Source organism: Paenibacillus sp. sgz302191 (assembly GCF_057749925.1).
In genome coordinates, this window is sequence record NZ_JBYLHY010000013.1 from 226,697 (window position 1) to 236,531 (window position 9,835).

Here is a 9,835-nt window from a genome sequence, read left to right on the forward strand (position 1 = left end):
GGATGAACAGAAACCTGTCGATGAAGCAGTATTTGAGAGACAACGTGCCTCTCTTTGTATTTGTTTCCGTGCTGTTTGTGATTGGCGTCGTATTCGGGTCGGTGATGGTGGGCGCGCTGTCGCTTGAGCAGAAGCAGGAGATGTCCCGGTATCTCGGCAGTTTTTTTCACGAAATGACGGGCGGGGCCGAGATTGACGGCAGGCAATCGTTCGTGCAATCATTCGGCATGCATATGAAATGGATATTGCTCATTTGGCTGTTCGGTTTGTCCGTGATCGGACTGCCGCTAATATGGGTGCTCGATTTTCTGAAAGGCGTGCTGATCGGTTTCACGGTCGGGTATTTGGTCGGGCAAATGTCGTGGAAAGGGATGCTGTTCGCGCTCGTTTCCGTAGCGCCGCAAAACCTGATCGTCGTTCCGGCCATCCTGTTTTGCAGCGTTGCCGCCTCATCTTTTTCCATTTTTATGATCCGCAACCGGTTTATCGGGCGTAAAGGAACGATCTACCAGCCGTTCATGAGGTATACGTCCATTACGCTGCTGATGGGCATATTCATGATCGGCGCGGCGCTGTGGGAAGGTTATATGTCCCAGAGCATGATGAAATGGGTAACCCCGATGCTGGAAGGGTTGTATTGATTTGCTTCCTGACATCTTATGTTTGACTTTGCCAGTATGCTCCCCCTATAATGAAGAAAGTGGCTGAATACGGGCGTCTTTGCCCACCGGACCGAGGGGGAGGAGTATGGAAGCAAGAATCGAGAAGATCAAGCAGCAGCTGCAATCCCAAGGGTACAAGCTGACCCCTCAACGGGAAGCGACAGTGCGGGTATTGCTCGAGAACGAAGAAGATCATCTGAGCGCTGAAGAAGTATTCATGCTCGTTAAGGATAAAGCGCCTGAGATCGGTTTGGCGACCGTATATAGAACGCTTGAACTGTTAAGCGAGCTTCATGTGCTGGAGAAAATGAACTTCGGCGACGGCGTGGCCCGGTATGACTTGAGAAACGACAACACCCGTCATCATCACCATCATTTAATTTGCGTGCAGTGCGGCGCGGTCGATGAAATTATGGAAGATTGGCTGGGACCTCTCGAGGAGCGTCTGGAGAAGGAATTTCAATTTCATGTGCTCGATCATCGGCTTGATTTTCAAGGCATTTGCCATCGCTGCATCGATACAGTAAATCAGGACTCACCAGATAAACCGAAATAAGAATGCTTGTGTTCGCTGCGGCGAGCGCAGGCATTTTTTTGCATGATCAGCGGCCGCCTCACATAAACTTGCTGCAGGCATGGGTACATTATGAGGTATACTTCGGAATGGAAGAAGGTAGGGAATATGGCGTCCAGCCCATTTGTCATTGGAGTGCCCAAGGAAATTAAAAATAACGAAAACCGGGTTGCGCTTACGCCGGCCGGAGCGGGAATGCTGCACGCGGCCGGGCATCGGGTGCTGGTGGAGAGCGGTGCGGGAGCGGGCAGCGGATTTCCGGACGAAGATTACGTCAAGGAAGGAGCGGCCATTTTGCCGGAAGCCGCGGAAGTTTGGGCGCAGAGCGACATGGTCATGAAGGTGAAGGAACCGCTTCCATCGGAGTACGTTTTTTTTCGCGAGGGGCTTATTCTGTTTACGTACTTGCATTTGGCCGCGGCGGGACAATTGGCGGAGCAGCTTGCGAACAGTGGAGTGACCGGCATCGCCTACGAAACGATTCAACTGCCGGGCGGAGGGCTTCCGCTCCTGACACCGATGAGCGAAGTCGCCGGCAGAATGTCCGTGCAAATCGGCGCGCATTTTTTGGAGAAATATTACGGCGGCAGGGGCATTCTGCTTGGCGGCGTTCCAGGGGTGCCGCCGGCGGACGTGATCATTCTCGGCGGCGGCATCGTCGGCACGAACGCGGCCAAGATGGCGCTTGGGCTCGGGGCCAACGTCGTCATTATCGAGCGGAGCGCCGACCGGATGCGCGCGCTGGATGACATTTTCGGCGGCCGCATCCGCACGCTGATGTCCAATCCCTACAATATCGCCAATGCGGTGCAAAAGGCCGATCTGCTGATCGGCGCCGTCCTCATCCCCGGGGCGCGGGCGCCGAGGCTCGTCTCCGAAGCGATGGTCCGGCAGATGAAGCCGGGCGCGGTCATCGTCGACGTCGCGGTCGATCAGGGCGGCTCCATCGAGACGATTGACCGCGTAACGACTCACAGCGACCCGACGTACGAGAAGCACGGGGTCATCCACTACGCCGTGGCGAACATGCCCGGGGCCGTGCCGCGCACGTCCACCCTTGCGCTGACGAATGTGACGATCACCTACGCGCTTGAGCTCGCCGCCAAAGGGTTTGCGCAAGCGGTCACGGACAACTCGTCCCTGCTGGCGGGCGTGAACACATACCGCGGGAAAATTACGCATCCTGCCGTTGCGCAGGCGCTCGGACAGCCGTGGGTGAAGTTGTCCGAAATGGCATAAATGCGCGGGAACGATCATATCCTGTCCCTAAAAGGAAGCGGGAAAAGGGGACAGGACTATGATCTTTTCGTATCGGAAGCTGCTAGCCCGGTTGCGGTTCGCGGTGCTTTTTATCGTGCTGACGCTCGCTCTTTACCAGGTTATGGCCATGGTTTCCGGCTGGATACAGCCGGCGAACAAATACAAGCCGCCTGCCGGCAGAGCGGAGAAAGTATTTCAGCCGCACCAGCATGCGTCACTTCCGGAGTCGGGAACGATGAGCGACAGGCTGCGTTTGTTTTATTGGTACGGCGAATAACCGTAAAAAAGAGGAAAATGGGAGCGAATCGTGGAATGCTTACTTTAGCTTCAAGGAAATTTGGCGAGGGGGGCATACCGGCATGATGATCAATGACCTTCAGGCCTTCATCCGCTTTTTGTCGGCGGAACGGGGATTATCCCGGAATACGCTCGAATCCTATGAGAGGGATTTGCAGCAGTTTGCAGCTTATCTGCAAGAGCAAGGCCTTACAGCCTGGAGGGATTCGGGCAAGACGCAGGTTGCCGGTTATTTGGCCAAGCTCAAGCAGCTTGGAAGAGCTTCCGCTACGCTGTCCCGCAGCATCGTTTCCATTCGGGCGCTGTACCAGTATTTGGTTCGCGAACGTCTGGCGGATTCGGATCCTACTATTTATATAGAAGCGCCCAAGCCGGAGAAAAAGCTGCCCAAAGTGCTTTCGGTCAAAGAAGTAAGCACGCTGCTGGAGGCTCCCCGCGAAGATACGGCGAACGGCTCGCGGGACAAGGCGATGCTGGAGCTGCTGTATGCGACGGGCATTCGCGTTTCCGAATTGATCTCGCTGAACGTTGACGACGTCAACATCTATATGGGTTTTATCCGCTGCGTCGGCAAGGCGAACAAGGAGCGCAACATTCCGATCGGCACACTTGCGATCCGCTGTCTGCAAGCTTACTTGACCAAGCACCGGACGAAGCTGGCCAAGCAGACGGACCAAGGGGCGCTGTTCGTCGGACATTTAGGCACGCGCATGACGCGCCAGGGCTTTTGGAAAATTTTGAAGCGATATGCCGAAGAAGTGAACATTACCCGCGATATTACTCCGCATACGCTGCGCCATTCTTTCGCCGCCCACCTGATTGAAAACGGAGCGGATTTGCGGTCCGTTCAAGAAATGCTGGGACATGCCGATATTTCCACAACGCATATGTATACGCAAGTCACCAAGCTGAAAATGAAAGAAGTGTACGACCGTGCCCATCCCCGGGCCCATATGTAAACGCAGGAGCGGCTGTCTCGGAGCAGGAGGGCCGTTTTTTTGCATTCATTCCAGGGAAATGAGATAATATAGGGTGGTTATTGAAGCTTTATTTGGAGGGAAGCATATGCGTTTTGAACGGATTAGTGTAATCGTCCTTGACAGCGTCGGCATCGGCGAATTGCCGGATGCGCAGCGCTTCGGCGACTTGGGTTCGCACACGCTGGGCCACATTGCGCAGCGAGTGGAAGGCTTCGCACTGCCGAATTTGCAGAAAATGGGTCTTGGCAGCATCGCCGAACTGAAAGGCATACCTGCAGCAGACGCGCCCGAAGGCTATTATGGCAAAATGGCCGAAGTATCCGTCGGCAAAGATACGATGACCGGTCACTGGGAGCTGATGGGACTCCGCGTGACGATTCCTTTCAACGTGTATCCGGACGGATTTCCGGAGAAGCTGATCCGTCAATTTGAAGAGGAAACCGGACGCAAAGTCATTGGCAACAAGCCGGCGTCCGGTACGGAAATATTGGACGAGCTCGGCGAAGAGCAGATGAAAACGGGCGCGTGGATCGTTTATACGTCCGCAGACAGCGTATTTCAGCTAGCCGCGCACGAGGAAGTCATCCCGCTGGAAGAGCTCTACCGGGCATGCAAAATCGCCAGAAAACTTACGCTTCAAGAGGAATTTGCAGTCGGACGGGTCATTGCCAGACCGTATGTCGGGCAACCGGGCGCTTTCAAAAGAACCCCTAACCGTCATGATTATGCGGTGAAGCCGCCTGCGCCGACCGTGATGAACCACCTCAAGGATGCGGGGTTTGACGTCATCGCAATCGGCAAAATCAACGATATTTTCGACGGCGAGGGCGTGACGCAGACGACTTCGACGAAGAGCAATCTGGACGGCATTCAAAAAACGATCGAGGCCATCCGCACTCCTTTTAAAGGGCTAGCCTTCACTAATCTGGTCGATTTCGATTCGCTTTACGGCCACCGGCGCGATCCCGTCGGGTATGCGCGGGCGCTGGAGGAATTCGACGCCCATTTGCCGGAATTGAAAGCGGGAATAGGCCCGAACGATCTGCTGATCATTACGGCCGACCACGGAAATGACCCGATTCACGCAGGAACGGATCATACGCGGGAGTACGTTCCCGTTTTGATCTACAGCCCCAGCTTGCAGTCGCCCGCCTCAATCGGCGTCCGCGCTACGTTTGCCGACCTGGGAGCGACGATCGCCGACAATTTTGGCGTTCCGACCGCCGGAAACGGCGAAAGCTTTTTATCGCTGCTGAAATAATCATTTATTGGGAGGGATTCGCATGTCAGAAATGTCGATGATGCAACAAATTCAGGAAGCGGCAGCTTACATTAGCAAGGAAACGGGGATCAAGCCGCAAATCGGCCTGATTCTCGGGTCAGGGCTCGGCGTGCTGGCCGATTTGATCGAGCAGCCGATCGTTGTGGATTACGCCAACATTCCGCATTTTCCCGTATCGACGGTGGAAGGCCATGCGGGCGAATTGGTCGTAGGCTCGATTCAAGGCAAGCAGGTGCTCGTCATGAAAGGCCGTTTTCATGCTTATGAAGGCTACGGCGCGCAAACCGTATCGTTTCCCGTCAGAGTGATGAAGGAGCTTGGCGTGCAAACCCTGATCGTTACGAACGCGGCCGGAGGGATCAACACTTCGTACCAGGTTGGCGATCTGATGGTCATCAGCGATCACCTGAACCTGACGTACCGCAACCCGCTGATCGGTCCGAACGACAACGCCCTGGGCGTCCGCTTTCCGGATATGTCCGAAGCCTACAGCAAGCGTTTGCGCAAGCTGGCGCACGATGTCGCTGCGTCGCAGGACTTCTCCCTGCAGGAAGGCGTATATGTGGGCTTGCTCGGCCCCAACTACGAAACGCCTGCGGAAATCCGCATGTTCCGCACGCTCGGCGGGGATGCGGTAGGGATGTCGACGGTACCTGAAGTTATCGTTGCCCGTCATGCGGGCATTGAAGTGCTCGGCTTCTCCTGCATTTCGAACATGGCCGCCGGCATTCTGGATCAACCGCTCTCGCACCATGAAGTTATGGAGACGACGGAAAAAGTGAAACCGAGATTCCTTAAGCTCGTTCTTGGCATCATTGCAGCTCTTTAATAGGACTAGGAGGCCTTACTTGTGGAATTGACCTACATACAACAAATTCAGGAAGCCGCCGCATACATTGCGGGCCGTCTGGGCGGCGTGAAGCCCGCTATCGGGCTTGTGCTCGGTTCCGGTCTGGGAGATATGGCTCATCAGGTAGAGAATCCGGTCGCCATCGACTACAGCGACATTCCGCATTTTCCGGTATCGACCGTAGAAGGCCATGAGGGCCGTTTTGTCGCCGGCACGCTGGAAGGCAAGCAGGTCATCGTGATGCAGGGCCGCTTTCATTATTACGAAGGCTATTCGATGAAAAAGGTCGTGTTCCCCGTCTACGTGATGAAAGCGCTGGGCGTCGAGGCCGTCGTGATGACCAATGCGGCCGGCGGCATGAACCGCGGCTTCCGGGCCGGGGATTTGATGGTCATCAGCGACCATCTGAACATGACCGGCGACAACCCGCTGATCGGGCCGAATCACGCCGAGCTTGGCGTCCGTTTCCCGGATATGTCCGAAGCCTATAACCGCGAGTACCGCGCGCTTGCCCACCGGCTGGCGGCATCCATCGTCGACGAGAACGGCGCAGCGCTGAAGCTGCAGGAAGGCGTATACGCCGGGATTACCGGACCGACTTACATGACGCCGTCCGAACTGACGATGCTGGCGCGGGTAGGTGGGGACGCTATCGGCATGTCTACCGTCGGCGAAGTAATCGCCGCCCGCCATGCAGGGCTCAAGGTGCTGGGCATTTCCTGCATTACCGACATGGCGATCGGGGAGGAGCTTGAACCTTTGACGCACGAGCAGGTTGTAGCTGTGGCGAATCGGACCAAGCCCAAGTTCATCGCGCTCGTAAAAGGATTCGTACGGGAAGTCAAGCTGGGCTGAGAGGCATATATTTTTTCAGGCAAACTGCTTTAGACCTATTAAATGCGGGGGAATCATGCTACAATATAGTTACTTGGAACTAGGTGTCTGTCCGATGAAATCCGTGGAATGTATACACAAAAGTAACTCCGTCGGACAGACTCCTATGTGAATTGGCCTGATCCCGGTTAGGTCCATCTCCGATGCAAGGATGTGATGGAGCATGTCAACCCCCCAATTAATGGTCGCCAACTGCCCGCGCTGCGGCAAAGTATTTCAGAAAAACTTGAGAAATCAATGTTCCGATTGTTCCCGGAGTATGGATACGGCGCTTAACGGCTGTCTGGATTATTTGCGCAAACATTATAAATCGACTTGCCATGAGGTTAGCCTGAAGACAGGCGTTTCCACTCATCAGCTGTACGCCTGGATGAAAGAAGGCAAGCTGCTGCTCGCCGACTATCCGAACCTGTCGTATCCGTGCGAAACTTGCGCTGCGCCGATCCGCAAGCACAAAATGTGCCCGGATTGCCTGGTGCGGCTGAACCGAGATATTCAGGCTCTGCAATTGAAGGAACGTCCCGGCCCGCACAGGGGCGCAGCGCTTGGAACGGCGGGCGCTTTTCAGATCAGCGGCAGAATCGGCCGCGTCTAATATTTTGTATATTGGGCAATAGTAAAAGTACTTCCTCCGCAAGGAGGATATTTTTTCGAACGGCGTTTTCACATTTTTGTCACAAAACCGTCAACATTTTGCCACCATATCCGTATGGGATTGTTTGGAGTTGTTAGGTAAAATAGATGAAGCGATCACATTATGGGGGGATATTGCATGCAAAAATGGATTTTCTTCGTGTTATTTATTGCTGCGGGCGCACTGGGGCTGGGAGTCCTTTTTCAAGATATTTCCGCACGCCAGCAGGAACGGGAAGCGGACGCTGCAGCCAGCAAAGGACAGCAATTGAAAATCGTAGCATCGAACTGGCAGTTTGACGCGGCCGACTACACAGTCAAGAAAGGCGAGCCGACGAAAGTGTCCATGTCTTTGAAAGAAGGCATTCATGCGGTCGATATTAAAGGGGACGGCTTCGAAATCAAGCTGACTAAAGAAAATCCTTCCCAGCAGTTCACGTTTGACAAACCGGGTACATATGACATTGAGTGCGTGCTTCCTTGCGGAGAAGGCCATGCAAAAATGAAATCGAAATTAATCGTTCAATAAAAAATGACACGACAGAGGGAGCGCCGAGCGCCTCCCTTTTTTCATCTGACAGGAGGAATATGTCCATGAGAATGGTAGATTTGATCCATAAAAAACGGGCGGGCGGCGAGCTGAGCCAACCTGAAATAGAGCATATCGTCAGCGGCTATACGAAAGGCGATATTCCGGATTATCAAATATCCGCGCTGCTGATGGCGATATTTTTTAACGGCATGACCAGCGAAGAGACGTCGGCGTTGACGATGGCGATGGCCGGGTCCGGAGATATGATCGATTTGTCGGCGATCGCGGGCGTAAAAGTCGATAAGCATTCCACTGGGGGAGTGGGCGATAAAATCAGTCTGATCGTCGGGCCGATCGTCGCTTCCCTCGGAGTTCCGGTGGCCAAAATGTCCGGGCGCGGACTCGGCCACACCGGCGGAACGGTGGATAAGCTGGAAGCGATCCCGGGATTTCAAATCGAATTGACGAACGAGGCGTTCATTGAGGCGGTCAACCGCAACAAAATCGCGATCGTCGGACAGAGCGGCAACCTTGCCCCTGCGGATAAAAAGCTGTACGCGCTGCGCGATGTGACGTCTACCGTCGACTCGATTCCGCTGATCGCCAGCTCGATCATGAGCAAAAAGATCGCTTCCGGGGCGGACGCCATCGTGCTGGATGTAAAAATCGGTTCCGGCGCGTTTATGAAAACCGCCGAGGAAGCGGGAGTGCTGGCCCGCACGATGGTCGACATCGGCCAAAGCTTGAACCGCAACACGATTGCGATGATTACGGATATGGAGCAGCCGCTCGGCCGGCAAATCGGCAACGCCAACGAAATCCGCGAATCCATCGAAGTGCTGCGCGGAGCGGGCGAGCACGATTTGACCGAGGTGGCTGTCTCGGTCGCCGCTTACATGGCCGTGCTCGGCAAAGCGTTCGGCACGTTCGAGGAGGCGCAGGCCGCGGTGCGCGATATTATCGCGAACGGCAAAGCCATCGACACGCTGAAACGTTTTATAGCGAGCCAGGGCGGCAATGCCGACATCGTTGACCGGCCGGAATTGCTGCCGGCAGCGGCGTACCGGATGGAGGTGCTTGCACCTGCGTCCGGTTATGTGAACCGGATCGAGGCGGAGCAAATCGGCATCGCCGCGATGCTGCTAGGCGCCGGCCGCGCGAAGAAAGAGGATCAGATCGATTATTCCGTCGGCCTGACGCTGAACAAAAAAATCGGCGACGCCGTATCGGCCGGCGAATCGATCGTGACGATCCATGCGAATCGTCAAGACGTGCGGGAGGTCGAAACGATGATTTTGCAAGCTTACACCATCGAAGACCGGCAGCCTCCCGCCACCCGGTTGATTTACGATGTGATCGTTTAAGCGAACTGTTGTTCTCGCAGAGAGAGGGCAATTGCCGAGTACGAACAAAAGGCACCTTCAAAACCGTTGAGGTTGAAGGTGTTTTTTTTATTGCTTGGGAAATATTAGGTGACCAGAAGCCTACAGGTGTCCACTTGCTAGAGCCGGTCGCACCATCTTGCCTTGTTGCGCGAAAAAAACCTGCAAAAATACAGTTTTTGCTCGATGGATGCGTTAGCTGTGGCAAATTCCTGCAATTGTGCAGGTATTTCGCCGCGAACATGGGCTCTGGTTCATTTTCATCGAAAATTCCTGCACAATTGCAGGCTTTTCGCGAAAATGAACCGTTTTTATGGGAAAAACCCACTAGCTTTGCAACAAACCTGACATGAAAAATTTTGTTTCAAAATGTTCCTAAAATTGTATTTTATTGATACTTTTATCTGGTGGATCATTAAAAAATCTCCTATTGTGAATGTAGAGGGCGTGTTACCCACTCCATTTACAAAGGAGACCAGCATGGGTAAC

At 54.4% G+C, this 9,835-nt stretch carries 11 protein-coding genes; all 11 read left to right on the forward strand.

What is annotated here, in order from left to right; all coding sequences use genetic code 11:
- Positions 1-2: 2 nt before the first annotated feature.
- The 11 genes from spoIIM (at position 3) to AC3G2T_RS20360 (ending at position 9,328) form a co-directional block, all read left to right on the forward strand.
- Positions 3-641, forward strand: coding sequence for a stage II sporulation protein M (spoIIM, locus tag AC3G2T_RS20310; protein WP_474681497.1), 639 nt, complete (start codon positions 3-5; stop codon positions 639-641).
- A gap of 106 nt (positions 642-747) precedes the next feature.
- Positions 748-1,218, forward strand: a complete 471-nt coding sequence (fur, locus tag AC3G2T_RS20315) for a ferric iron uptake transcriptional regulator (protein WP_474681496.1) — start codon at positions 748-750, stop codon at positions 1,216-1,218.
- A gap of 126 nt (positions 1,219-1,344) precedes the next feature.
- A complete protein-coding gene (gene ald, locus AC3G2T_RS20320) occupies positions 1,345-2,475 on the forward strand; it encodes an alanine dehydrogenase (RefSeq protein ID WP_488436666.1) in 1,131 nt (376 codons plus the stop codon).
- Positions 2,476-2,533: 58 nt separating this feature from the next.
- Positions 2,534-2,773: a DUF4227 family protein gene (locus AC3G2T_RS20325; protein ID WP_474681494.1), complete on the forward strand. Its 240-nt coding sequence runs from the start codon at positions 2,534-2,536 to the stop codon at positions 2,771-2,773.
- Between the two features lie 85 nt (positions 2,774-2,858).
- Positions 2,859-3,752: a site-specific tyrosine recombinase XerD gene (gene xerD, locus AC3G2T_RS20330; RefSeq protein WP_488436675.1), complete on the forward strand. Its 894-nt coding sequence runs from the start codon at positions 2,859-2,861 to the stop codon at positions 3,750-3,752.
- A 106-nt stretch (positions 3,753-3,858) separates the two neighbouring features.
- Entirely contained in the window at positions 3,859-5,034 is a 1,176-nt protein-coding gene (gene deoB / locus AC3G2T_RS20335) for a phosphopentomutase (RefSeq protein ID WP_488436667.1), read from the forward strand.
- 31 nt (positions 5,035-5,065) lie between these two features.
- Positions 5,066-5,884 carry a purine-nucleoside phosphorylase gene (locus AC3G2T_RS20340; protein ID WP_474681682.1) on the forward strand — a complete coding sequence of 273 codons (819 nt, stop codon included), beginning with the start codon at positions 5,066-5,068 and terminating at the stop codon, positions 5,882-5,884.
- A gap of 21 nt (positions 5,885-5,905) precedes the next feature.
- A complete protein-coding gene (locus AC3G2T_RS20345) occupies positions 5,906-6,760 on the forward strand; it encodes a purine-nucleoside phosphorylase (protein WP_488436668.1) in 855 nt (284 codons plus the stop codon).
- A 202-nt stretch (positions 6,761-6,962) separates the two neighbouring features.
- Positions 6,963-7,394 (forward strand): flagellar protein, encoded by a 432-nt coding sequence (locus AC3G2T_RS20350; RefSeq protein ID WP_474681491.1) that lies wholly within the window; start codon positions 6,963-6,965, stop codon positions 7,392-7,394.
- A gap of 177 nt (positions 7,395-7,571) precedes the next feature.
- On the forward strand, positions 7,572-7,961 hold the full coding sequence (locus AC3G2T_RS20355; RefSeq protein ID WP_474681490.1) for a cupredoxin domain-containing protein: 390 nt from the start codon (positions 7,572-7,574) through the stop codon (positions 7,959-7,961).
- Between the two features lie 65 nt (positions 7,962-8,026).
- Positions 8,027-9,328 (forward strand): pyrimidine-nucleoside phosphorylase, encoded by a 1,302-nt coding sequence (locus AC3G2T_RS20360; protein ID WP_474681489.1) that lies wholly within the window; start codon positions 8,027-8,029, stop codon positions 9,326-9,328.
- Positions 9,329-9,835 lie beyond the last annotated feature (507 nt).

Bases quoted from the DNA above. Each gene is read 5' to 3' on its own strand.
- ald (WP_488436666.1), top strand. From the start codon at position 1,345: ATGGCGTCCAGCCCATTTGTCATTGGAGTGCCCAAGGAAATTAAAAAT.
- deoB (WP_488436667.1), top strand. From the start codon at position 3,859: ATGCGTTTTGAACGGATTAGTGTAATCGTCCTTGACAGCGTCGGCATC.
- AC3G2T_RS20360 (WP_474681489.1), top strand. From the start codon at position 8,027: ATGAGAATGGTAGATTTGATCCATAAAAAACGGGCGGGCGGCGAGCTG.
- AC3G2T_RS20350 (WP_474681491.1), top strand. From the start codon at position 6,963: ATGTCAACCCCCCAATTAATGGTCGCCAACTGCCCGCGCTGCGGCAAA.
- fur (WP_474681496.1), top strand. From the start codon at position 748: ATGGAAGCAAGAATCGAGAAGATCAAGCAGCAGCTGCAATCCCAAGGG.
- spoIIM (WP_474681497.1), top strand. From the start codon at position 3: ATGAACAGAAACCTGTCGATGAAGCAGTATTTGAGAGACAACGTGCCT.
- xerD (WP_488436675.1), top strand. From the start codon at position 2,859: ATGATCAATGACCTTCAGGCCTTCATCCGCTTTTTGTCGGCGGAACGG.
- AC3G2T_RS20355 (WP_474681490.1), top strand. From the start codon at position 7,572: ATGCAAAAATGGATTTTCTTCGTGTTATTTATTGCTGCGGGCGCACTG.
- AC3G2T_RS20325 (WP_474681494.1), top strand. From the start codon at position 2,534: ATGATCTTTTCGTATCGGAAGCTGCTAGCCCGGTTGCGGTTCGCGGTG.
- AC3G2T_RS20340 (WP_474681682.1), top strand. From the start codon at position 5,066: ATGTCGATGATGCAACAAATTCAGGAAGCGGCAGCTTACATTAGCAAG.